Source organism: Pseudoalteromonas sp. RWi3, from assembly GCF_054960735.1.
Genome location: NZ_JBHNYL010000028.1, coordinates 1 through 23,174, shown reverse-complemented (window position 1 = coordinate 23,174; position 23,174 = coordinate 1). Strand labels below are relative to the sequence as shown.

Sequence of the window (23,174 nt, the reverse complement as noted above, 5' to 3'; positions counted from 1 at the left end):
TTTAGAGCAATAAAAAAGCCTGATTAATCAGGCTTTTTTATTGCTCTAAAATTTCATTAAATGCTATTTTTTAAGTGCTAGCTTTGCACCTTTAAGCGATTTGCGTACACCTGAAATACGTGAACGGTTTTTAGCTCTCGCTTCACCAGTTGCTTGCCCTGAAGGCTTATTAGTATGACTACGACGTAAATGCGACGGTTTTTTGCCAATTTTATCAATTAGTACATCGCGGTTACTTACTTCATAGCCTTGTAAGTATTCACGCTTTATCTTTTGACCAATCAATGTTTCGATTTCAAACAACATATTTTCTTCTTCACGGCTAACAAATGAGATTGCTTCACCATGATTGCCCGCACGACCGGTTCTACCTATGCGGTGAACATAATCCTCAGCAAGCCATGGCAGATCAATATTAATTACACGAGGAAGACCATCAATATCTATGCCACGAGCAGCTACTTCAGTTGCAACTAAAACACGTACTTTACCTTCTTTAAAGTCACGAAGTGCGCGGCGTCGATTACCTTGTGTTTTATCACCATGGCAAACAGCTGCAGGAATACCATCAAGGTTAAGTTCTTTCACAAGTACATCAGCTGTGTCTTTCATATTGACGAAAACCAACACTTGCTGCCAATTTTTCTTACCAATAAGTTCTGATAATAACTCTTGTTTACGGCGCTCTTCAACGGGATAAACAACGTGATTAACCGTAGCTGCGGTGCTGTTTGTTTGATCAACACGGACAATTTCAGCTTGCTTCAACACTTTACTCGCAAACTGTTTAATAGCCGCAGGGAAAGTAGCTGAAAACAATAAAATTTGACGTTCTTCTGCACAGCCATTAATGACCGTCTGCATATCAGTGATAAAACCCATATCAAGCATACGGTCTGCTTCATCAAGCACTAAATGCTTAACCTGCGCAAGACTTAAATTACCTAACCGAATATGATCAAGTAAACGACCCGGTGTTGCAACAACGATATCAACACCTTCTTTTAAACCATTAGCTTGGCCTGCGATATTCACACCACCAAATAAACACACTGTTTTAAGTGATGTGTATTTAGCGAAATCTTTAATATTATTTGCTATTTGTTCCGCTAACTCACGTGTAGGCGCAAGCACTAAAGCACGTGGTGCATTAGTTGCAGTATGAGTCGTTTCAGATAATTTATGAATAATAGGCAATGAAAATGCAGCCGTTTTACCTGTCCCAGTTTGGGCGCTAGCTAAAACGTCTTTGCCTTTACGAACGACAGGAATAGCACCACGTTGAATGGGCGTAAGGATGTGATAGTTGAGTTCATCTAACGCCTGAATAAGTTCAGGAGAAAAACTAAAAGATTTAAAATTCATGCTGTATTACCTACGGCCACATATCAAGGGGTCGCAAATTATACAGTAAAAGTAAAGCAACCGTTAGTTAAAACAACTTAAACTCTCCTTTATCCTTAGCTTTTTAACAATAAGATGTGTAAAAAGCACAAAATAAGTTAAAAGCCATTCATTATGTACTAAGTAACAACGTACCTTTTTTTACATTTTTATACTTAGCTTATATTGCTTTTAACTGAATCATATGTGTATTATCCACCAGCCTTTTCAAAAGGCCTCACTAAAAATAAGGATAAACTGATAATGATAAAAAGATGTTTAGGTGCTGCAGTTTTAGCAACTGCATTTATTTCTATGCCATCACAAGCTAATAATGGCATTAACCCGTGGCAAGAATGTGGTATTGGCGCAATGGTGTTTCCAGATAATGGTGTTGCTGCGGCAATTTCTAACATTATTTGGGATTTAGGTACAACAGCCGTTTCATCAAACATCTCTTCAGTAGGTAGCTGTGAAGGTGCAAACGTTAAAACTGCACAATTTATTCAGCAAACTTTCCCAGTGCTTGAACAAGAAATTGCACAAGGTGAAGGTGAATATATTTCAGCAATGTTAAATGTACGTGGTTGTGATGCAACTGCTCACCAGCAAATCATCAGCACTGTGCGCAATGATTTTGCAAATGCACCTATAGATAACCCACAAGCTTTTTATGAATTAGTTGAAGGTCAAATTTCGACTAACTTTTCAGCTCAATGTGCTGCTATCTAATTATTTAAGGGCTTAACGGCCCTTTAATCTTCGGTTAAAAAATGAATTTAATTATTCCTGTTATTAGTTTTTTTTTATTTCTCTCTTTCTCTAGTTTTGCTATTAATTCACCAGACTCCTTAGCTAAAAATCCCACTTGGTTAAAGTTAGGCCACTATAAAAGCCATACAAAGCTCGAAAGCTATATTACTAACAACTCGTTTTTTTTAGCTCAAGATGGAAAAAACAACCCACTTTCAGAGCTTAAAGCGACTCTGCATGCCTTTGATACTGACCCATCGATGCAGTGCCAGTTTCCAGCTCGCTATCAGTGGCTAAAAGAACAAGGTATATCTTTTAAGCAAAGCACTGTTAAGTGTCCCGACTTAGAAAAGTGGCGAGACAGCCAAAAAATTCACTCTGTTAGTCTAGTATTTGCATCTGGCTACATGAGTAATCCTGCATCTTTATACGGCCATCTGTTACTTAAACTCAACCGTTCAACAAAAACAAAGAATCAGCTATTAGATTACAGCATTAATTATGGCGCACATGTTCCTGAAAATGAAAATGGCCTAATTTATATTACAAAAGGCTTATTTGGTGGCTACAAAGCAGGTTTTTCGGATCAGCTTTTTTATCGCCATCAACATAACTATGGCGAAATAGAATTAAGAGATTTATGGGAGTACACGCTAAACTTAACACCTCGAGACGTGACTTTCATTGCTAATCATTTATGGGAGCTTTTAGGTACGGAATTTGATTATTATTTTGCAGATGAGAATTGTGCATTCCACCTTGCGCAAATTATTGAATTAGTTATTGGTGATCAACTCACCAAATCAAGCACTCCTTGGGTTATTCCTGCTACTATTTTTTCTCGTTTAGAAAGGGCGCAATATAGTGGTAAAAAAGCAGTTAAAGAAATCAAGTTCACACCTTCCAGAAGCACTGTATTTAATAAACATATAGATGGCTTAACAACAAAGGAAATCGCTTTTGTCGAGAATATATACTCCTCCCCTAAGACACTTTCAAGTAACGATTTTTTGAATTTACCTATACATTCTAAAAAAGCAATCATTGGCACTTTATTTGAGCTTGTACAGCTTAAACAAATACAAAAGCAAACACCCACTCAGACTCGTAATTTAAAAAAAGCATTGATAAAAGCGCGATTAAAATTACCCATTGGTGAAAAAAAACATAACTATCAATTTACCAAGCAGCCTCCGCATAGAGCACAAAAAGCATCGAATACGTCTTTTACAGCAGTTCGTAGCGCTAATAATAATTATTTTAAAGTTGGCTTTAGGCTGAGTTACTTTGACTCTCTAGCGTCTGATATTGCCCGTATACCATTTTCTAATTTAGAAATGCTGGATACAGAAGTTACTCTCAGTAACAACAACTTTTATGTTAATAAAGTTCACTTGTTAGATTTAGAATCATTTAATCCCAATTCATTTGATTGGGCCAATGAATCAATGTGGTCGTGGAAAATAAACCTAGGTTTTGAACGTCAAGAATCTTTGTGTAGTTCATGTAAAAGTACTTTTGCTGTCGGAGGCGTTGGGAAATCATGGAGGTTCAATGAAGGCACTTTAGCATACGTACTCGTAAACGGTACTGCAGGCGACTTACCTTTAAACAGTCATTTTTATGATTCTTCGGTTGAAGCGGGCTTTATTACTGGCAGTACTTCAGGCATAAAACTTAGGGCATCGTACGAACAATCTTACCTTCATAATAAATTGCCTGGAACTGCAAATTTAGAAGTGTCACTGCCAATCAACCAAGATTTAGATGTGAGGTTTGCAATTGAACATGCAAATGAATCAGTGTGGCAATTAAAACTTAATTACTATTGGCAGTAACACATAATTCAGCCCATATTAGTATGGGCTGAAAGTGGTGTTCTGAAATATTTAAGATAAAACCAATACAGTATCTTTATCTAAATTTTCAGCGAAACGACCCACAATATCTTGCTCATTAAGCTGGTTTATAAGCGTTTTGCCTTCAACCTGTTGTGTAGAGCTTAGCGGTGTGTAAGGCATTCTAAATACTGACTTAACAGCGCCTGTCATCATTAATGCTGTGTTTATTGCAATCGGATTCGGTTCGCAAAACAACCAATTCATTAGTGGCTGTAACGAATTGTTTAGTTCTTCATTTTTTGTATCCATTAACTGACGAAACAGTCCGGGGATCAAGTTAGAAGTAACTGAAATCACACCATGTGCTTTGTAGGTATGTCGTGCATCATGGGCTTCATCATCATTACCAGACCAACACGCAATACCTTGCTGTTCATAATGATCAATTCGCTCATTACCACCACACTCTTTAACGCCGATAAAGTTTTCATGTTGCGCTAATGGTTCAATAATGTCAGGTGTTAAATCTTGTCCTGTTCGTCCAGCAACATTGTAAATAAACGCAGGGCCAATGGCTAAAACACGCTTGAAATGCTCTTTTACACCTGCAATAGAAGTGCGGCCATAATAAGGATTAATTTGCAACGAGGCATCCATCCCACTTGCGAACCCATACTGCGTGGCTTTAATTGCTTCACGCGTATTATTGCTACCCGTGTTACCTACAATAACAAGCTTGTCTGAGTATTTGTTAACACTGTGCGCAATGAGCATTAGGTGCTCTTCCCAGTTCATTAACTGCCCTTCACCTGTCGTGCCACCCACAACAATGCCATCAACACCTGCTTCAATTTGCTGTTCAACTAAATCATCATAAGTCGCAAGGTCGATTTCACCCGTTGATAAGTAAGGGGTTTTAATTGCTGTAATAAGACTTGCTTGTTTAATTTGTTCTAGGCTGCGCATAAAAATATATTCTTAAAAAAACTTGCCGTATTTGTAACATATATAGGTTTATTTTGGGAGTTCTGCATAATGAAATTATAAAATAACTTGTGTTATATGTGCTCCTGGTTCAAAATACACTGTACAAATAAACAGTGTATTTTATTTTTTAACTCTGAGTGCCACTTTATGCGTTTATCACAATATTTAGCGACCCACTTTTATCACAGCGAAGAACTCTGCCAAGCGCTATCCATTGATGAAGAAACACTTATACAATGGCAGGATTCAGGCTTATTCCCTAAGCCAAGCTACTGCATTAAAAATACCCTTAGTTGTAGTTCCTACTCCGGTTTGTATGAATGTGAAGAATATGACGACTACTACCCACGCGGCAGTGTAAACTGGGGACAGGGGTTAACTAAACAAAAGATTGAATCATCCAGTCACGCATTTAATTATTTTGCACAACAATATATGGCAGCACTCAATAAGCTTGCGCAGCAGGGTTTTTTCTTTAACGAAGAGTTATTTGGCAGCGAAATTGACGAACACCTGCAGCAAGTATGGCAACAATTTTTATGCAGTAAATATGGTGTGCTTACACAAAACGGTTTAATTGATGAAATAGCCGCTGTTGATATTGGCCGGCTCGTAGTTGATGACATTACTGAACTACGCACAAAAGCTAGCCTCAATCAAGATGAAAGAGCTCAACTTCACCCAGCTCTAAAGTTACTAAATCGTGCACTGAGTCATGGCGCTGACCATGAAAAACAGCAAACGTTGAGAACACATTACATTGAAGCGCTTGTGCTTAAATATGATTTATCAATTAAGTAATTGTATTGATACAAGATCAATCTTAAAAACTTAATCATTAATTAAGCTTAATTTTCAGCTTTGTACCTTAAGGTCAATTGGAGTAAAAATAAGCTATATTATTTGCATTTTGTGTGTTTATAACTATTCTTAGCCATGGATATGGTGAGATGTTATTTAATCTTTCAAATTAAAATAATGTATGTCGGTTATAAAGCCCACCTTATCCATGATGCATAGAAAATCATAATTAAATGCCTATGAATATATTAAAATGTATAGTTAGGCTATAGGATTTGCATCGACAAAACTTTAATTGCTAAGGAAAGCTATGAATATTAATAAAATTACCTACTTTGTAAAAATATTGGCCATTGCTTCGTTTATTGCTATTTGCGTTAAATATTTTAGGCCTAATGAAATAAGCTTTTATCTATTACTCACCCCATACCTTATTATATATTTATTATCTATGGATTATCACAATCTTGATACTGCTTGTGTTAGGGCCTGCTCTGCCATACTGAGCTTTATATTGGTGCCTTATTTAGTATTCGGGGTTGAGCTCGATATTCATGCTGGGGTTGGGATTTTACTGGCACTGGTTGCCCAATTAACAGTGATTACTTCATCTGAAATAATTGTTATATTCTTTATAGGCAAGCGTAATAAAGAATCAACTTAACATACATAGTAATAAGTTACTCAGGCAATAAAACCCTAAGACATAACGTGAATTTTAACCTTCAATTATGTTTATCTTTAAAAGTTAATTTTACTAAATAAAATTTAACTTACAGATTTAGCCGTTAAGTTTAAACTGTATCTATAATGCTATTGCTCGCACACTCACATCAATTTCAAAAATTTGTTTTATATACATCATTGTAAAGCGGGGAAATTGTACTGTGTTTAAACCACTGAGCTTGCGCATAGAAAAATGCGTCTGTTTGAGCGATTTCTTTAATGACATCATCTATCTTTTTTATCAAAGCCCTACCTTCAACAGAATCAGTGCAGGCTATGTAACCTAAGCTATGGCTACCTGATTGTGTAATAGAGTATTCAAAAGCCTGATTGATAAGATCTTTGCTTGCATATTTAGCAAAAACATTAGGGTACTCAAGAAGAAGATCAAACCTTTTCTTTTCAAACATATTTATAAGCGTACTTGAGCGTTTGCTGGCATGTAGATTGAGTATTTCTAACTTACCTAAACGCTTAACATTAAACCCATAATTACGAGTTTGTTGTACTGCCAAAAGTAAATTATGCGAATAAAACTTTCTTAAATCAACAGTACCCGATTCAGATAGTGGCACATGACTATATAACCTCAATCCAGGGAAAACCACTTGAGGTTGTTTACTCATCGCAAACATAGCATCACGTTCAGGTGTTTTTCTTAAATTACCTCGACAACTCAGTTGTTTTTTATCTGACAAAAGTCGCAGTGCACGAGCAGTATTAGCATGCACATATTTAATAGGCAAATCTAGCTTTGTTTGTATCTCTTGGAAAGTCGTGTAGTTGATATTGAGTGGATTTTTATCTAATACCTCTCTAATCCACACAACCTCTTGCAGAGCCATCGCATTTGCAGAAAAAACAAAGCATAAAATAAAAAATATTTTCACGCGCAACATTTTGCCCACTGAGTAATAAATTAAAATCAATTGTAGCACGAAATCAATACACCGCATTTGAGTTATCAAGCAGACAACAAGCACTAATCAAATACTAATGGTAGCTTAGTAAAATAGGATAAAACCGCTTTTAATTATACCTAATAACAATGTCGCTTCGTCATAACCTTACAAGACTAATGATTTGCTTTTAAGTAGTGTTTAAAATTATTTAATTTAGATCTTACCCAATCTTGGTGCACAGCCTCTAAGATAGCTAAACTAAGCTTTGCCTATGATGAAACATGTAACTACACATCTAGCAACACAAGATAAACACAAACAGAGGAACAAGTTTAAGATTCTTGGTGCTCAAATTGGCCACGATAAACTTCAAACACTTTTAAAACTGTATGTTGCGCTTTATTTAAGCCGTCAAACCAAGTATCAAATAAATCATCGTCATCTTGATCGCTCAAAGCTAAGTATTGTGCAAGTAACTCAACGATGTCGTTATGAGTGCAACTAAGTGGATCAATTTGTTGAGCAAGTAATGAGTTATCTTTACTTCTCAGTGTATCCATAACGCTTTGATCTATTTGTTGGCCTTGCTCATTGGTGGTGTCTTGTATTTGTTCGCTCATACTAAAGCTTGCCTTCTTTTTCTTGATTACATCTTATTTATAACAGGCTAAACCCCAATAGCCAGCTTTTTTATGCTGACTGCTTATCTTTTGATTGATTTGTATAAATTACAAACACAGCTAATATTAATTGAACAAAAGTCACTTGCAAAAGATTCTCATTTACTATAAATTAATTGATATACTATCACATAACAAAGGGTTCTTCATGAAACCAAATATTCATCCTGAATACCAAACAGTAGCTTTTCACGACACTGCAGCTGACAGTTATTTCATCATTGGATCAACAATTAAAACGAATCGTACAATTGAATTAGACGGTAAAACATATCCGTATGTACCGATTGACGTATCTAGTGACTCTCATCCTTTTTATACCGGCAAGCAAAAAACGGTTGCAAGTGATGGCCGTGTTGCAGCATTTAACCGTCGCTTTAAAAACCTCTCGACTAAATAAGGACTATTTATGAAAGTACTTAGCTCACTGAAAAGCGCAAAAAACCGACCTGGTTGCCAAATAGTTAAGCGTAAAGGCCGCGTGTTTGTTATCTGTAAAGACAACCCACGTTTTAAAGCAGTACAAGGTATGAAGAAAAAAGGAAAGTAATAGATTTTTATAGCTGTACGTAACTTGTTTGCGCACAGCTATATTTATAAATTATTTACCAAATAAAAGTTCCCAAAAACCTGGTGGCTCATGAATCTCATGGTAATCTTTTCGTAAGCGATCAATTGATTTTAACGGTACTCTAGCCGCTTCCAATCCTTGTTCGTTCGCAAGTTTTTTTGCCAGTTTTGCTTTATCTAATACCTTATTGAGTCCTCGAACTGATTTTTCAGCTTCTTTACTAAACTTAGCAAGCTGACTTGCCTCTACCAAATTAATAAACTCATCAATAGCTAAGTTGAATTTTTCAAGGTCAGTTGCTTGCACACTTTGCTTGTAAGCAAGCCCCATATTTTTCATTGTTGTTTCCAACTCATTTACATCAGCTGAGAGAGCTGGTTGGCTAAACATAAGTACTACAATGCATAAAAATGCTTTCATTTATTAACCCTAAAAGATTATTGCTGTGAGTGTGCTAAGGTTAGTATTATATAGCACCACATAGCCAAATATAACCTTTGTAGTGTTTTCATCTTAATCCACCAGTTATAACAGAACACTTAAAAGTATAAGTTTTAATTGAGACCAAATGCTTCAAGCCCAATATTATCGTTACACATTGAGTTGTTTTTGTTTATTGTTTGTATTGAACAGCTACGCACTTGACGTGACCTTTGTAAATCCGGGCTATTCTGGCTCCCATACAGAGTACAACAGTACAGGTAACTTTTGGTACAAAGTTGCCAAATTAATGCACAACGCAGCAGATGATTTAGATATAAATCTAAACGTTAAGTATGCGAATCGAAATCATATTTTAATGAAAGATCTAATACGAGAGGCAATTAAAGAGAAGCCTGACTATTTAATTCTCGTTGATGAGAAAAGTGTATCTGGTGACTATTTAACTAAGATTAACACTCAAAATATCCCAATATTTTTTCTACTTAACCCGCCCTCACCTAATAAGTTAGTCGTGCTCAAAGAACACGGGTTAAATATAATAGGAAGTATTAGCCCTGATAATGAAAATGTGGGGCGCATGCTAGCACAGGACCTATTCAAAGAACATACGAGTCATTCAGATGAGCATGCCAATATGCTGGCACTCCTTGGTGATTATTCAACACCAGCATCAATGGAGCGTACAAAAGGAATGATGGATTACCTTTCACGCTCAAATGTAACTCTGATCGCGAAAGATGTAGCTAACTGGTCTGAAAATGAAAGCTATATTAAAACAATGGCATTTTTACAGTTAGCCCCAGAAATAAATATTATCTGGTGTGCAAATGATGCTATAGCCTTTGGTGCAAAACGTGCACTTAAAAAACTAAATAAAGAGTCTCAAGCAAGGGTTGGCGGTATAAATTGGGATTCGACACCTAAAAAATTACAACCATTAAATGTTTCATATGGTGGACATGTTTTATTAGGCGCCTATGCATTAATAACCTTATATGATCACAATAAGGACCCAGCGGCTTGGCCAATACCGCATCACACATACCCAATTTTTACTCGTTTGAGTAAACATAACAAACCATTAATATCACAAATCAATAAAGCAGATTTAGATGAAATAGATTTTAAAAAATTTAGTCGAATGAGTCATAATTGGCAAGAGTTTACAGTCGAAAACCTGCTCAAAGAACTTAAATAATTAGACTGTAAAGGGGATTTACAGTTCTATTATTGTAGTAACAAATTACATCAAGAATACTTTCTCCTAAAAGTCTAATTATATCCCCAAGTACCTAAAAATGAACGTTTCAGTTAGTATAAAAAGTCATTTAGCCAAAGAATAATTGCAATTTAACCCCTATGTATTAGGCACCTGTAAAACGCTGAATTGTGCATTTCGAGAAAGCTTAGATATAATTATTGTCTATTAGATAACCACAGTGCTTGATACGGTTTAAGCTCAATGCTTTGTTGCTCATTACATACAGGCTCACCAGTTATTAACTCAAACCATTGCTCAGTGTCTATTAAGTTTAAATCAGCAAGCAGCAGGGTCTGTGATTCATCACTAATATTATAAACGCAAAATACACTTTGGCGACGATCGATACTTTGTCGCCAAAAACCAAATAAAGCACCACTTAAGTGCAAAGTGAACTGCGTGGCATTCGGATGAAACGCATCCTGCTGCTTGCGGATAGCCAGTAACCTATTAATGCTATTAAACACATGATAATGATGGCTTGACTCATCGGATAACTTGTCAAGCAAAGCAGATTCTTGCCAACGATGACGATTAATACAACGGTTATGCTGACTATTTTCAAAACGTGCGTAATCATTCGTTGTGCCTAAAAGGCTATGAATATAAAGCCCAGGAATGCCTTCAAGCGCAAACATAATGGCATGTGCACAGATAAACCGATCCAATCCCCATTTATCGACTCCTTTATGAGTCCCTTGTAAAGCATCGAATAGCGCTATATTGAGTTCATACGGAGAACTTGTGCCATTGTTTGCTGTTCGCATCGATACTTTGGCACCAAAACGACTAACCGTGTTAACCATATGGCCTATTTCATCTTCACTTAACAGGCCTTCAACTGGCCTTAAACCAATACCATCATGTGAGGCAATAAAGTTAAAATAGGCTGTCCCGTTTTGGGCCGGTGGCATACTCATCATCCAATGTTTTAATGCTTTGCTGTCACCACTTAACAATGTATGCAGCAACAGCGGCGGTAATGAAAAATTATAAATACAGTGCGCTTCGTTAGCATTACCAAAGTAAGATAAATTTTCGCGATTAGGAATATTGGTTTCTGTAATAATAATAGCGCTTGGCTCGACATGCTCGATTAGCGTGCGCAGAAGGCGGATCACCTCATGAGTTTGCGGTAAGTTTATGCAGGACGTATTTATCTCCTTCCATAAAAATGCTACAGCGTCTAGGCGAAATATTTTAATCCCGTTATCTAAATAATGGCGAATAATGCCAACAAATTCATTTAACACTAACGGGTTTGCAAAGTCTAAATCCACTTGATCTGGACTGAAAGTGCACCACACGTGGCGCTCACCAAGTGCAGTTTGAACGCTATTTAATAATGGTGACGTTCGAGGGCGTACCACGTTTGACAAATCATCTTCTAAACTTGCCGTTTTAAAGTAGCTTACACCGGGCTCTTTACCTTGTAAAAAGTTTTCAAACCAGCGGCTTCGACTAGAACAGTGGTTAATCACCAAATCAGCCATTAATTTTACGTCTTGTGCAATTCCTTGAATATCATCCCAGCTTCCCAGCGCTTCATTTACTTGAACATAGTTCATTACCGAAAATCCCTCATCTGAACTAAAAGGATAAAAAGGCAGTATATGTAAAGCATTGATAGTGCCTGCACATTGATTTTTCATAAAGCGATGTAAAGTATGCAACGGTGGCTCACTGGGAACCGGCACGGCCCGTTCTCTCGCTTCATAACGCATAATTGAATCACCATAAGCAATTAATATCACGTCTTGCTGATCCCAACGGTTTTTATGGGGTGTAGGGTCACGAACCGGATCATCTTTGAACATGGTAGTGATCAACATACTTGCTAAACCATCAATACTCATGCATAAATCAACACCGTCATAAATGCAGGCTAAGTGTTGTTCAACCCGTTGTTCAAATAACGCTTTGCTCATTTCCCTACTCCATATTTATTATGAAAACTCTTTGTTATCAAGCTCTACCGCTTCTTCTAATCGTGAAAAAACATCAGGCATGGCAGAGGCAACACGGTTCCAACTTGGCACAAATGGCGCTTCCATTGGGTGTTGTAAAAAGTGCTGCCCAGCATTCATTATATTTTGTGCAAACATTTCAACTGCTTTTTCTTCTTGGTGAATATCAAGGGTTAAACCGTTCATCATAGCGTCGTTGTGATATGTCTCAATAAAATCTAATGCGATTCGGTAATAGGTCGCCTTTAATGAGCGAATAGTTTCAGTAGTAAATGTAACCCCTTGCGTTGCAAGTTTACGAAATAGTGCCTTTGTAATATCAATCGACATTTTAGATAAACCTGCAGCTTGGTTATCTAGCGATAAATCCTGATGTTTGTGATCATAATTATCTGCAATATCAACTTGGCATAAACGATTGTGCGAATAGTTGCGGTACATTTCAGACAGAACTCCAATTTCTAAACCCCAATCACTGGGAATTCGAATGTCATTTAGTACATCACGGCGAAACGAAAACTCACCAGCTAATGGATACCTGAATGAATCCATATACTCCAAATAATCTGTACTACCTAAAATTGTTTTAAAAGAGCGCAATAGTGGTGTTACAAGTAAGCGCGAAACACGACCATTAATTTTGCCATCGGCCGTACGAGGGTAAAAACCTTTACAGAATTCATAATTAAAACGAGGATGTGCAACCGGATAAATCAAACGTGCAAGTAAACCTCGATCGTAAGTTAAAATGTCACAGTCATGTAATGCAATCGACTCTACTTTGGCAGTTGCCAGCTTGTATCCCATGCAATACCAGACATTACGGCCTTTCCCAAGTTCGCGTGGGGCAACACCAAGCTGCTGTAGCTCTTTGTCTAGGGCTTGAAGTCTTGGCCCTTCATTCCATAAAACTTTATGTGGTTGGTCAAGCTCTGTAAAAAATTGCAACGCGCGACGATACTGCGATTCATCAGCTCTATCTAAACCAATTGTAATTTGCGACAAATAAGGCACATGCTTGAGTTCTCTAACAATATTTTGTAGCGCAGGTCCCTCAAGCTCACTATATAGAGAAGGTAAAATCAAACCCATTGGACGATGTTTAGAAAACCCCACCAGCTCAGCTTCTAGCTCTTCAACGGGGCGATCAGCAATATTATGTAACGTGGTTATAATGCCATTTTGATAAAAATCAGCCATGAGATTGCTCCTGTTTAGGTGCTATATGCGCCTTAATAATGTTGATGTCAGTGACTTCGTCAATCCAGCCTTGTGGTGCTGGTTTATCGCTAATACGCCATGGTTTAGCGGATAATTTAGCCTTTGCTTTACTTTTTGGGTTGCTGATCAAAACTGCAATATCGGCTTCATCGAGCATAGCCATATCATTTTGACTATCACCTAGTGCAATCGTCGTAAATGGATGACGGTAGTGATGTTTAAATTGATTTAATAGCCAGTTTTGCGCTTTGCCTTTATTTGTTTGTTTATTGACATGGATGAAACGTCCGCCGACTAGCACTTCATAACCCAGTGTCTCCATCCTGGCTAAAAAGTCATGCTGCTGCTGAGCAGTGCCTTGCCAGTAAATTGGATCTGAGTATTCACGTGCTAGGGCAAGTTTGCTTTGCTCGATACCTAACCCAGTAAGAGATGCAACCATTGACGGGGTTAACTCACTAAACAACTGATAGCAATGAGCTAAATCACTTACATGTTGTTTCAAATCAGCATGCAAACTTTTACAGGTTGGTGCCAATGGGTAACGCCAATACTCATCAAGCTCTTCGCAGCCTATTGGTTTAATAGCAAAATAATTCTTTGGGATATACACCGCCGAGCCATTTTCTGTGATGAATGGTTGATGGTGATTTAGATTGGATTGTAAATCTGTTACTTCAGCAAATGTTTTGCTGGTATTAAAAACTACACTAATGCCAGCAGCCGTCAATTTTGCTAAAAAAGGCTGAACCGACGCACAGTCATAATCATCATGATTAAGTAATGTACCGTCTAAATCGGTAAAAATTAGTGGCGCGGGAATAGTATCGGCCTTTAAAACCATAGACGTTATATCACGCGCTTTGTCTAGAGTGAGCAACGCATCCACATGTTCAGGCATGACTTTCAAGTTTTCTCGAGTAATTCGCTCAAAGTGTGAAATGAATCTAACTAAGCTGGTTTCATCAAACGTACCATGCCCAACGCCTCTATTTGCTAATAATTTTTGTTCTTGCTCAAGCCTCCACCCATAAACATCTTTAAACGAAGGTGCTTTGAGCATAATTTGATAATCTATTAAACTAAATACGTTTTTATATTCATTTGCTAAACAACTATTAATACATCTGCGCCACACTCCTTCCTTATCTTCCTTGTCTTCAAGCTGATTAATTGGTGACTCAAGTTGATATGGTTGTTGTGCAGTACTTGCTACACACCACCCTTCAAATATGACTATATCAATCGGTGTGTCATTTTTTTTCCACTTATCTTGTGCAACAGGCTCGTCTGATTGCTTGTCAAACTCAGGTAAAGCGATATTAGTTTTACCGGCAAGCAAATTCGTAATGGTATCGGCCATAAGTGCTACGTTATGGGTTCCTGGCACTCCCCGAGTGGCAAATAATGGATGCACATCTTTTGCAAGCTCGGCTCTATGTGAACGGCTATGATAAAAGTCATCAATCGAGATACTAATACTATTAAACTCAGTGTTACTATTGATCCAAGTAACTAAAAAATCGGCCAAAGTCGTTTTTCCTGAGCCTTGGCAACCATTAATGCCAACCAAAATTGCTTGCGCTGTTGGTTTGGCACTAATTATATCTTCAGCTAAAGGAATAAAATATTGCTCACTTAAATATTGGTATTTAAGGGGTAACTGATGTTTTGCTAAAAACGGAGTAATATCCACTATATTCGCCTCTTGCATAGATTCTCCAAAAAGTATGGCATGCGATTGAATAAGGTAAATGCAGTTACTAGACCAATTTTAGTTTTCTTTATTTTTTATGAAGTTAAAAAAATAGCGCATATAAAATGCGCTATTATGGTGCAATAAATTAACATTTTGTTCAAAACTACACGGGCCTTTCAGCCTTGGGTAACACAAGATTGAGCACAATACCCAAAATAGCGCATAGACTCACGCCTTGTAGACTAAACTCACTGCCACCAATATGCATACCCCCAATCCCACATACTAAAATTAGTGCAACTATAGATAGGTTACGTGGCGCTGTAAGATCCTCACCAGACTTTACTAACGAGTTAAGCCCAACAACCGCTATGGAGCCAAATAGTAAAATCATAATACCGCCCATTACAGGCACAGGGATAGTCTGCAAACCCGCCCCCATCTTAGCAACAAACGCCAAAACAATTGCAATTATGGCCGTCCATATCATCACTTTAGGGTTAAAGTTACGTGTTAGCATCACAGCCCCCGTTACCTCTGAATACGTTGTATTCGGTGGTCCACCAAAGATCGATGCCGCAGTTGTTGCCAAGCCATCACCAAATAAGGTGCGATGCAAACCTGGTTTTTTTAGGTAGTCTTTATTTGTAACCTGACTAATTGCCATCATATCGCCGATATGCTCTATGGCAGGGGCAATAGCAACAGGGACCATGAAGAGTATCGCTTGCCACTTAAATTCAGGCCAAGTGAATGAGGGAATTGCAAACCATTGCGCGTTATTAACTGCATCAAACTGCACTATTCCCATCACTAGCGAGGCACTGTAACCTGCTATTACACCCGCTAAAATAGGGATCAGCTTAAACACGCCTTTTCCCCATACAGCAAATATCAATGTCACTAACAGCGAAAATGCGGCGATCCAAATAGCCTTGTCATAAGCAATGAGCTGTAACGAGCCATCACCGCTTTTACCCATCGCCATATTCACAGCAACGGGGGCCAACGCTAAACCAATCACCATGATGACCGGCCCTACAACCACCGGTGGTAATATTTTATGCAATGTTGCCACGCCTTTAAGTTTAACCAAAAGGCTTAACATCATATAGGCAGCTCCAGCAGCCATTAAACCACCCATAGTCGCAGGCACGCCCCACATTTGAACACACGCAATTATTGGTGCAATAAAAGCAAATGAAGACGCTAGAAAAATTGGCACCTGCCCTTTAGTCACAACATGGAATAACAGGGTGCCAATACCAGCAGTAAACAACGCAACGTTCGGATCAAGACCTGTTAAAAGAGGAACTAATACCAGTGCACCAAAGGCGACAAATAACATTTGCGCCCCAGTTAAGATTGTTTTTATAGAAAATGCAGATTCGTGTTTCACACTATATTTAGTCACAATGTTAGCCTAAACCGTGCCAAATATTTTATCACCCGCATCACCTAAACCAGGGATGATGTATCCTTTTTCGTTCAAGTGAGAGTCAAGAGAGGCTGTAAAAATTTCAACATCAGGGTGTACTGCTAAGGTTTTTTCTACACCTTCAGGCGCAGCTACCAGTACAATCACTTTAATCTCTTTACAGCCTGCTTTTTTTAGCATATCAATAGTAGCGATCATTGACCCGCCAGTTGCAAGCATAGGATCAATAACAAGGCTTAAACGTTCATCAATTTTACCCACTAGCTTTTCAAAATAAGGAATTGGCTCTAGTGTTTCCTCATTACGCTGTAGTCCAACTACACTGACTTTAGCCGCAGGCAGTAATTGCATAACGCCATCCATCATACCGAGACCAGCTCGTAAAATGGGCACCACAGTAATTTTTTTACCTTTGATATGTTCTACATCCAAATTATTGCCATCCCAACCTTGAATTTCGACATTTTCAAGTGGCAAGTTCTTAGTCGCTTCATACGTTAGTAGCGTACCAACTTCAGATGAAAGCTCACGAAAGCTTTTAGTACTGATGCCATATTCACGCATTAAACCAAGTTTATGTTGAACAAGAGGATGTTTGATTACATGGATTGTCATTTTGTTGCCCGATAGAAAGATAAACTTAGCTTATTTTAACGTAAAATTTCCAACGAGACTTTTAAAAATTCAGCTAACGCCTAAAAAGTGTGTATTTTTTTACTTGGCCACCCTTAATTTCACTGTTTTATACTAATAAACACAATAATAGAATAAACTTTGACTGAAACAATCTATAATTGGAGTAAGAATAAAGAAGCGACTCACATATGAATAGACACCTGCGTTATTTTTATATTTTTTTTATCTTAACTTCCTGGCAGTTAATAGCCGAACCTAAACCCTATACTGTTCAATTAATGACTGATTTTGCCCCCCAGTTAGACGATGACCCTCAAAATATCGCAACTGTTCACATGCTGGCTTTAGAAAAGGCATTAAAAGGAAAAATAAAACTTCAGTTTGCGCCTGCAAGCCGTATGCGAGAATGGCAACAGCTACATGCGTTTGAGGATGTATGCTTGTACAATAAAGTCAAAAAGCCAGAGCGCATGCAAAATGCTATTTTTACCCGCTACCCAATTATGGCGTTTCCCGCTAACCGCTTAATTGTTCTAAATAACCCCGAATTACCAGAAAGCCTGAGCTTATCCGACGCAGTGAATAAATATAAATTAATCATAGGGATCACCAGTGGCCGTTCATATGGCCACGTTATTGATCAATATATTGACGAACACCCAGAGTCATTTTTATCATTGCCAGGAACCACCAGTGCAGCTCGTTTAAGTAAAATGTTGTTTGAAAAAAAAGTCGATGCAATTATTGAATACAGTGCTGTTTTTATCTCAAGGCATGGCAAAGATACGCGCATAAAAAGCGCATCATACCTTGCAATTGAAAACGCTAACGACGCTATTTTTGGTTACATTGCCTGCTCTAAATCAGAGCAAGGGCAAAGAGTTACTAAGCTATTTGATAGCGTTTTACAAACAAAACAAATTCAACAGCAGATAATTAACGCACATGCTGAAGTAATTTCTGAGCCTGAAAAGGAACTCATAATTAAGGCATTAAAAACACAATTTAAACACTAATAAGTCATGGCTTAAGAATTTGCTGCATCACCCAGCTTGTGTGCGTTGCACTTTGAGCTGTAGAGGGGTGAGAGTGATTATTGCATAGTGACTCAGCCATGTTTTGCACATGAAATAATTGTATGTTCTCTGGGTTTGCAATTGTAAAACGTTCAGTGCCATGTTCAGTGATAACACTTATATCACGCTCATCAAATACACTGAAACGTATTTCCCCTTTTGAACCGTAAATTACCACCTCATCAAAACGTGAGAAGCCACCAAAATTCCAACTACCTGAGCCAGTTATGCCAGCTCTATGCTGCCAACAAGCTGAAACGGCATCATAGGCGCCATATAATTGTTGTTGATTGGTTGCAACTCCTGATACCGTCTTATATTCACCTAATAGGTAAGCAAATAAATCTAGGCCATGACTGGCCAAATCATCAAAATAGCCTCCAGGTGCAATCTTTTTATCTGTGCGCCAATTATATTTGCCTGATAAATCAAGTGGGTTTGCAGGTTTATTAAGATGCCAACTAATATGCCGCACACTTCCAATTGCAGCATCATCAATCAGTGCCTTCACTTTATTAAATCGTGGCAATGAACGCCTGTAGTAAGCTACAAATACAGCAATATTTTTAGCTGCAAATGTATCCATAATTTGTTTGCTTTGCTGATATGTCGGCGCTAATGGCTTTTCAATACAACACGGTTTACCCGCCTCTGCTACTTTTAAAGCCAATGCTAAATGGCTATCAGGTGGCGTAGCAATATAAACTGCATCTATGTCAGGGCAATTGATCAACTCATCTACATTGGCAAACACGCAGGGAATTTTGTGGCGCAACGCATAATCTTTAGCGAGTGCTTGGTTACGCCGTGTTACACCGTATAACTCAAATGCAGGTGTTTTATGATATGCCGGACCACTTTTGATTTCAGTCACCGCACCACATCCTATCATCCCCCAACGTATCTGCTTTTGCATTAAACTACTTCCTATTTATTTTTTGAGTAACTGCTTGATATTGGTTTAGCATGTAGCTATTTATTTTCCAATGTGACGGGCTCCAGCCCATTAAAAACCGATAAAAATCAGCCCATGCATAAGGCCAAAGTGATTGCCATTGCTGAATGACTGACTGTGCATCACACTGCTTATCAAAGTATTTAATCGCTTCACCTAAGTGTTCATAATAAAGTGCTTTATATTTATGCGCATCAGCTATCAATGTTTTCTCATCAAGACAACTGCCCAAAAAATACATTAAATCCACTGTGCCAATACCTTTACCAACATACTGAAAATCATAACCCAGTACGTCTAATGTTTGATGGTTAACGGCAAAGTTAGCAAGCTTTGCATCGCCATGAATTAAAGTTTGGAATTCACACGCTTGAATCTTACTTGCAATGATAGGTGCCTCCTTTTTTAACTCATTATCAGTTATTTTTTCAAATTCATCCGGTCGTGTATCCAAATGCCAGTAATTGCCTTGTTGCCACAAACCATCCGCCTGTGAGCCTAAATTAAATGCATGAAAATAAGCCAACCATTTTATAATTGCCAAAATATGCTCTGGGCAACAAGTTGCTTCATCATATCCATGCTCCTTAAAATCAGCAAAAACAAGAGCAAATAACTGTTTATAGTTAATGGTATTAAAACACTCCAACGCACGTGATTGCACTGGAAGCAAACTGCTATAATCGCGATACCATTTAAACTCAACCTCATAAGACTGTTGTTTACGGTTTATTGCAAACTGACTTTGTTTTATACGTGGATGCTCAATGTGTTTAGGCACATTTATTGATTTCACAACACAGGGGATTTCATCTAGTTTATAGCGAGCTATCTCTCCACAGCCACTCCACAAAGATGTAATGACCTCTTGCAATATGACACTATCGTACTGACGATTTAATAACTCATTGTGCATTTACCAAAGCTCTGTCATTTAAACAAAAGTAAAGTATGACATTTAAAACTCTATGAATAAATATTTTAACTAGGTAATGAAGCCGTATTAGGCTCTTAGAACCTAAGTAAAATTTGGGGTTAAGTTGACAGTGTGATATTTGATTTTAAGACAGTAAAAAGCATAAGTAGCACCATAAATAATTTATAAGGTTAGATAGCGTTTACGATTAGTTACATACATTGTTGACTAAAACACCTAATATAGGTAATTTTGAAAAAAAATAATAAAATAACAACATTAAAAGGACATAAATGAATAAGTTAATTGCTGTGCCTCTTCTTGCTTTAGTTTTAACAGCCTGTGAAGATACATCAGACGACACAGACCCTATTGAAATAAATACGCCCCCTACACTCTCTGGAACACTATCAATTAACAGTAAAGCTCTTGAAACGGCTAGCCTGATTGTTGACCTTTATGACCAGCAAGGCGATGAAATAAGTGCAACCATTATTAATCAACCACAATGGATAACGGTAAGCACTGAAAATAACCAAGCAACATTTAATGTTAACCCCAGCCTTTTTGAGGTTAATAACCATACGTTTACTGTAGAAATATCTGACGGGCAAGCAAGTAATCAGTATCAGTTGTTTGTTAATGTTGCAGAAAATCGTGAAGCATGGCAACCCATTGAGCTGACCAACAGTGAAATCATGGGTAGTTGGCATACAGATAATCAAGATATACTGATTTCGTTTGCAAACGAAGAAAGAGGCGTACTATTTAATGACAATATTTTAAGTAGCTTTTACTGGAGCAATCCTGACGTAATAACGTTAAGCACGCAGTTTGTCCCAACGTGTGTTGGAGGCGGATGCGCGCAAAGAGAGCTTATAGAAATTGATGTGCTTGCAAAGCGTGATGACGCTATACGTGTTGAATTTTTTAATGTGAGTGAAGATAGAGGTGAAGTAGTTACACTATATAAAAATACTAATTCGGATATTTCCTCAGGCTATTACACTAACCACTCAATTTCATCATATAAAATTGTGAGTCACTTGAACGCACAAAATGAAGACAGCTTTTTCGAAACGCAAATTTCAGTTTCGTTGCCCATGTTCGATAGCCCGGGCTCGACAACAACTAGAACTGAATACGCTGATTTTTCTGCTGTATTAGATGGCACTAGGCTAAATATAAACTCAACCAAAACAATTGCAACAATTGACCAAAGACAACAAAACAAAGATCAAGGTTCATTTAACGCACAATTCGATGTGAATTTGGAACACGCAGACGTTGTTACGCAATTTAATGAATTTCTCGTTATCAAACTATCGCATTCATTGAGTTACCATAATGACTTTACAGCAGAAAATATTCTTGAAACGCCTGAGTTACTTGCCGCAATGCAAACCCAAGAAAGCGTGTTCGCTGTTAGAAAAATAACACCCATTGCGGTTCCAGAGCTTGATACAGGAGTTCACTACACAGGGCGGCTTATCTTAGGTAGTGTAGATACAGAAGAAGGGCTTACAATACGATCTGCACCGACTAGTTTTAAAATTACAGCAGCTGACAGCGCAACTGTTAGCTTTCAAAACCCAACTAATGAAGAGTTGCTTCGTATGTCCTTTAACCTCGATAACAATGGAGAGACAGTTAAAGTGACAGGAGGTGGCCACGAATCCACGCTACAATTCTTTGAGCTATTTGACGGACAAACCATTTTTGCACATGGCCGTGACAAAGAGCAAAGACAAATAATGCTGGGTTATACACTTGTTAAGGTGCTTGATGAAGAAGAGGTAACACTCGCAGACTACAAACATTTCTCTAATTACCTGCGTGATGACTATAACTCTGGCTATAGTACAGCTTACTGGTATTTAAATGATGACAATACTGGCTCTTTCTTTAGCTATACACAAAATGGGCTTACAAATTCTTCTGGCTTAGAACCAAACACGTACTGGCAATTTGAAGAAGATAACAGCATTACATTTGCTATGATGTCAAACTGCCCAGAAGCGACTGATTTTACAACTTGTAAAACAAGCACTTTATCAAATGAAACAGGCACATACCTTTCTCTGATAAACTTTAAATTGCTTCATAAAGATGGCAATAACTACTTATTAGACCGTCTATTTTGGCAACGCGTGTACGATTATAGCGATTCAACGTACAAGGAAAATATCTACCAAAATAGCTATTGGCTAGGCAAGCTTTAAGCTGACCAACACGTGCAACTTTTATAGCACAAAAGTTGCACGTTAATTACCTCAAGCATTCCCCATAAGGTAATCATAAAGCAGTTAAAAGTAAAAAAGTACATGCATATATTTTGCCAGGAAATTTGCACCTCTACCGTCGTGGGTAACCACATCATTTTTTTTCGCACTGTTAGCGTTAGTTGCAAAACTTAGAATTCAGTGAACTTAATAAACTAAAAATAAACTAGACAGCCTCTTTAATCGAGTAAGTAAAACTACGCTACTAAGCTTACTTTCTTGGGCTAAAACTTACTATTTTCTATTACCACCTATACATCGTTCATTAAGCGAGCGGTTATCACTGTTAAACCTAAATTACAACCATGAAAATAACTGCATGATTGCAATTTTAATTCTTTATCGAAGACTTTTAAACTTTATGCCAGTAGCTTTTCGCTGTTGCTGACGTTGCTTCGCCGTTTTCTGTTCAAGTGTTCACAGTAACTCTCTTGTGAGGTCGTCCTACCCGAAAGTAAAAAAGGACAGACACATATTTTTGTCAGAACATTTTGCGCTTTTCCCATCGTAGGTAACCGTATCATTATTTTTTTGCGCACTGTTAGTGTTAGTTACAGCACTTAGAGTTCAGTTGCTTGCCAGGAATTTTAGGTATAAAAGGCAAATCGAGGTCGACACTTTGTTTAATAACGTGT

21 protein-coding genes are annotated in these 23,174 nt (G+C 37.8%); 9 read left to right on the top strand and 12 right to left on the bottom strand.

What is annotated here, in order from left to right; translation table 11 throughout:
- Positions 1–63: 63 nt before the first annotated feature.
- Positions 64–1,365 carry a DEAD/DEAH box helicase gene (locus ACFI4Z_RS18645; RefSeq protein ID WP_462671853.1) on the bottom strand — a complete coding sequence of 434 codons (1,302 nt, stop codon included), beginning with the start codon at positions 1,363–1,365 and terminating at the stop codon, positions 64–66.
- A 282-nt stretch (positions 1,366–1,647) separates the two neighbouring features.
- Between ACFI4Z_RS18645 and ACFI4Z_RS18640 the strand changes: the two genes are divergently transcribed.
- Both ACFI4Z_RS18640 and ACFI4Z_RS18635 read left to right on the top strand, forming a co-directional pair.
- A complete protein-coding gene (locus tag ACFI4Z_RS18640) occupies positions 1,648–2,115 on the top strand; it encodes a DUF3015 family protein (RefSeq protein ID WP_462671852.1) in 468 nt (155 codons plus the stop codon).
- A 41-nt stretch (positions 2,116–2,156) separates the two neighbouring features.
- Positions 2,157–3,974 carry an Lnb N-terminal periplasmic domain-containing protein gene (locus ACFI4Z_RS18635; RefSeq protein WP_462671851.1) on the top strand — a complete coding sequence of 606 codons (1,818 nt, stop codon included), beginning with the start codon at positions 2,157–2,159 and terminating at the stop codon, positions 3,972–3,974.
- A 51-nt stretch (positions 3,975–4,025) separates the two neighbouring features.
- Here ACFI4Z_RS18635 and dapA read toward each other — a convergent pair whose 3' ends face one another.
- Positions 4,026–4,943, bottom strand: coding sequence for a 4-hydroxy-tetrahydrodipicolinate synthase (dapA, locus tag ACFI4Z_RS18630; RefSeq protein ID WP_462671850.1), 918 nt, complete (start codon positions 4,941–4,943; stop codon positions 4,026–4,028).
- Positions 4,944–5,111: 168 nt separating this feature from the next.
- Between dapA and ACFI4Z_RS18625 the strand changes: the two genes are divergently transcribed.
- Positions 5,112–5,765, top strand: a complete 654-nt coding sequence (locus ACFI4Z_RS18625; protein ID WP_462671849.1) for a DUF6058 family natural product biosynthesis protein — start codon at positions 5,112–5,114, stop codon at positions 5,763–5,765.
- A 310-nt stretch (positions 5,766–6,075) separates the two neighbouring features.
- Complete coding sequence (locus ACFI4Z_RS18620) at positions 6,076–6,429, top strand: hypothetical protein (RefSeq protein WP_462671848.1); 354 nt, start codon at positions 6,076–6,078, stop codon at positions 6,427–6,429.
- 175 nt (positions 6,430–6,604) lie between these two features.
- On the opposite strand, the gene ACFI4Z_RS18615 is transcribed toward ACFI4Z_RS18620, so the two are convergent.
- On the bottom strand, positions 6,605–7,381 hold the full coding sequence (locus ACFI4Z_RS18615) for a hypothetical protein (protein ID WP_462671847.1): 777 nt from the start codon (positions 7,379–7,381) through the stop codon (positions 6,605–6,607).
- A 344-nt stretch (positions 7,382–7,725) separates the two neighbouring features.
- The gene (locus ACFI4Z_RS18610) at positions 7,726–8,013 is read right to left on the bottom strand and encodes a hypothetical protein (RefSeq protein WP_462671846.1); all 288 of its coding nucleotides are present in this window, start codon (positions 8,011–8,013) and stop codon (positions 7,726–7,728) included.
- Positions 8,014–8,221: 208 nt separating this feature from the next.
- On the opposite strand from ACFI4Z_RS18610, the gene ACFI4Z_RS18605 reads away from it, so the two are divergent.
- Together ACFI4Z_RS18605 and ykgO are read left to right on the top strand one after the other, a co-directional pair.
- A complete protein-coding gene (locus tag ACFI4Z_RS18605; RefSeq protein ID WP_394189862.1) occupies positions 8,222–8,473 on the top strand; it encodes a type B 50S ribosomal protein L31 in 252 nt (83 codons plus the stop codon).
- Positions 8,474–8,482: 9 nt separating this feature from the next.
- Positions 8,483–8,623, top strand: a complete 141-nt coding sequence (gene ykgO / locus ACFI4Z_RS18600) for a type B 50S ribosomal protein L36 (RefSeq protein WP_054203874.1) — start codon at positions 8,483–8,485, stop codon at positions 8,621–8,623.
- A gap of 51 nt (positions 8,624–8,674) precedes the next feature.
- On the opposite strand, the gene ACFI4Z_RS18595 is transcribed toward ykgO, so the two are convergent.
- A complete protein-coding gene (locus ACFI4Z_RS18595) occupies positions 8,675–9,064 on the bottom strand; it encodes a cytochrome b562 (protein WP_462671845.1) in 390 nt (129 codons plus the stop codon).
- Positions 9,065–9,212: 148 nt separating this feature from the next.
- Between ACFI4Z_RS18595 and ACFI4Z_RS18590 the strand changes: the two genes are divergently transcribed.
- Entirely contained in the window at positions 9,213–10,286 is a 1,074-nt protein-coding gene (locus ACFI4Z_RS18590; RefSeq protein WP_462671844.1) for an ABC transporter substrate-binding protein, read from the top strand.
- Positions 10,287–10,504: 218 nt separating this feature from the next.
- Here ACFI4Z_RS18590 and ACFI4Z_RS18585 read toward each other — a convergent pair whose 3' ends face one another.
- The 5 genes from ACFI4Z_RS18585 to upp all read right to left on the bottom strand — a co-directional run bounded on the left by ACFI4Z_RS18585 (position 10,505) and on the right by upp (position 17,289).
- A complete protein-coding gene (locus tag ACFI4Z_RS18585) occupies positions 10,505–12,277 on the bottom strand; it encodes a sugar phosphorylase (RefSeq protein WP_462671843.1) in 1,773 nt (590 codons plus the stop codon).
- Between the two features lie 18 nt (positions 12,278–12,295).
- The gene (locus tag ACFI4Z_RS18580; protein WP_394189871.1) at positions 12,296–13,516 is read right to left on the bottom strand and encodes a glycosyltransferase family protein; all 1,221 of its coding nucleotides are present in this window, start codon (positions 13,514–13,516) and stop codon (positions 12,296–12,298) included.
- Positions 13,509–15,251 carry an HAD-IIB family hydrolase gene (locus ACFI4Z_RS18575; protein ID WP_462671842.1) on the bottom strand — a complete coding sequence of 581 codons (1,743 nt, stop codon included), beginning with the start codon at positions 15,249–15,251 and terminating at the stop codon, positions 13,509–13,511. Before ACFI4Z_RS18575 ends, ACFI4Z_RS18580 begins: the two co-directional genes overlap by 8 nt.
- A 148-nt stretch (positions 15,252–15,399) precedes the next feature.
- A complete protein-coding gene (locus tag ACFI4Z_RS18570) occupies positions 15,400–16,650 on the bottom strand; it encodes a uracil-xanthine permease family protein (RefSeq protein ID WP_462671841.1) in 1,251 nt (416 codons plus the stop codon).
- A gap of 9 nt (positions 16,651–16,659) precedes the next feature.
- Positions 16,660–17,289, bottom strand: coding sequence for a uracil phosphoribosyltransferase (gene upp, locus ACFI4Z_RS18565; RefSeq protein WP_462671840.1), 630 nt, complete (start codon positions 17,287–17,289; stop codon positions 16,660–16,662).
- Between the two features lie 299 nt (positions 17,290–17,588).
- On the opposite strand from upp, the gene ACFI4Z_RS18560 reads away from it, so the two are divergent.
- Positions 17,589–18,326, top strand: coding sequence for an ABC transporter substrate-binding protein (locus tag ACFI4Z_RS18560; protein WP_462671839.1), 738 nt, complete (start codon positions 17,589–17,591; stop codon positions 18,324–18,326).
- Between the two features lie 4 nt (positions 18,327–18,330).
- Here ACFI4Z_RS18560 and ACFI4Z_RS18555 read toward each other — a convergent pair whose 3' ends face one another.
- The gene (locus ACFI4Z_RS18555) at positions 18,331–19,302 is read right to left on the bottom strand and encodes a Gfo/Idh/MocA family protein (protein ID WP_462671838.1); all 972 of its coding nucleotides are present in this window, start codon (positions 19,300–19,302) and stop codon (positions 18,331–18,333) included.
- Between the two features lie 4 nt (positions 19,303–19,306).
- Entirely contained in the window at positions 19,307–20,257 is a 951-nt protein-coding gene (locus ACFI4Z_RS18550) for a kinase (protein WP_462671837.1), read from the bottom strand.
- Positions 20,258–20,550: 293 nt separating this feature from the next.
- Here ACFI4Z_RS18550 and ACFI4Z_RS18545 point away from each other — a divergent pair, with 293 nt between their 5' ends.
- Positions 20,551–22,479 carry a hypothetical protein gene (locus ACFI4Z_RS18545; protein ID WP_462671836.1) on the top strand — a complete coding sequence of 643 codons (1,929 nt, stop codon included), beginning with the start codon at positions 20,551–20,553 and terminating at the stop codon, positions 22,477–22,479.
- The last annotated feature ends 695 nt before the right edge of the window (positions 22,480–23,174 follow it).

Bases quoted from the DNA above. Each gene is read 5' to 3' on its own strand.
- ACFI4Z_RS18645 (WP_462671853.1), bottom strand. From the start codon at position 1,365: ATGAATTTTAAATCTTTTAGTTTTTCTCCTGAACTTATTCAGGCGTTA.
- ACFI4Z_RS18640 (WP_462671852.1), top strand. From the start codon at position 1,648: ATGATAAAAAGATGTTTAGGTGCTGCAGTTTTAGCAACTGCATTTATT.
- ACFI4Z_RS18635 (WP_462671851.1), top strand. From the start codon at position 2,157: ATGAATTTAATTATTCCTGTTATTAGTTTTTTTTTATTTCTCTCTTTC.
- dapA (WP_462671850.1), bottom strand. From the start codon at position 4,943: ATGCGCAGCCTAGAACAAATTAAACAAGCAAGTCTTATTACAGCAATT.
- ACFI4Z_RS18625 (WP_462671849.1), top strand. From the start codon at position 5,112: ATGCGTTTATCACAATATTTAGCGACCCACTTTTATCACAGCGAAGAA.
- ACFI4Z_RS18620 (WP_462671848.1), top strand. From the start codon at position 6,076: ATGAATATTAATAAAATTACCTACTTTGTAAAAATATTGGCCATTGCT.
- ACFI4Z_RS18610 (WP_462671846.1), bottom strand. From the start codon at position 8,013: ATGAGCGAACAAATACAAGACACCACCAATGAGCAAGGCCAACAAATA.
- ACFI4Z_RS18605 (WP_394189862.1), top strand. From the start codon at position 8,222: ATGAAACCAAATATTCATCCTGAATACCAAACAGTAGCTTTTCACGAC.
- ykgO (WP_054203874.1), top strand. From the start codon at position 8,483: ATGAAAGTACTTAGCTCACTGAAAAGCGCAAAAAACCGACCTGGTTGC.
- ACFI4Z_RS18595 (WP_462671845.1), bottom strand. From the start codon at position 9,064: ATGAAAGCATTTTTATGCATTGTAGTACTTATGTTTAGCCAACCAGCT.
- ACFI4Z_RS18590 (WP_462671844.1), top strand. From the start codon at position 9,213: ATGCTTCAAGCCCAATATTATCGTTACACATTGAGTTGTTTTTGTTTA.
- ACFI4Z_RS18585 (WP_462671843.1), bottom strand. From the start codon at position 12,277: ATGAGCAAAGCGTTATTTGAACAACGGGTTGAACAACACTTAGCCTGC.
- ACFI4Z_RS18580 (WP_394189871.1), bottom strand. From the start codon at position 13,516: ATGGCTGATTTTTATCAAAATGGCATTATAACCACGTTACATAATATT.
- ACFI4Z_RS18575 (WP_462671842.1), bottom strand. From the start codon at position 15,251: ATGCAAGAGGCGAATATAGTGGATATTACTCCGTTTTTAGCAAAACAT.
- upp (WP_462671840.1), bottom strand. From the start codon at position 17,289: ATGACAATCCATGTAATCAAACATCCTCTTGTTCAACATAAACTTGGT.
- ACFI4Z_RS18560 (WP_462671839.1), top strand. From the start codon at position 17,589: ATGACTGATTTTGCCCCCCAGTTAGACGATGACCCTCAAAATATCGCA.
- ACFI4Z_RS18555 (WP_462671838.1), bottom strand. From the start codon at position 19,302: ATGCAAAAGCAGATACGTTGGGGGATGATAGGATGTGGTGCGGTGACT.
- ACFI4Z_RS18550 (WP_462671837.1), bottom strand. From the start codon at position 20,257: ATGCACAATGAGTTATTAAATCGTCAGTACGATAGTGTCATATTGCAA.
- ACFI4Z_RS18545 (WP_462671836.1), top strand. From the start codon at position 20,551: ATGAATAAGTTAATTGCTGTGCCTCTTCTTGCTTTAGTTTTAACAGCC.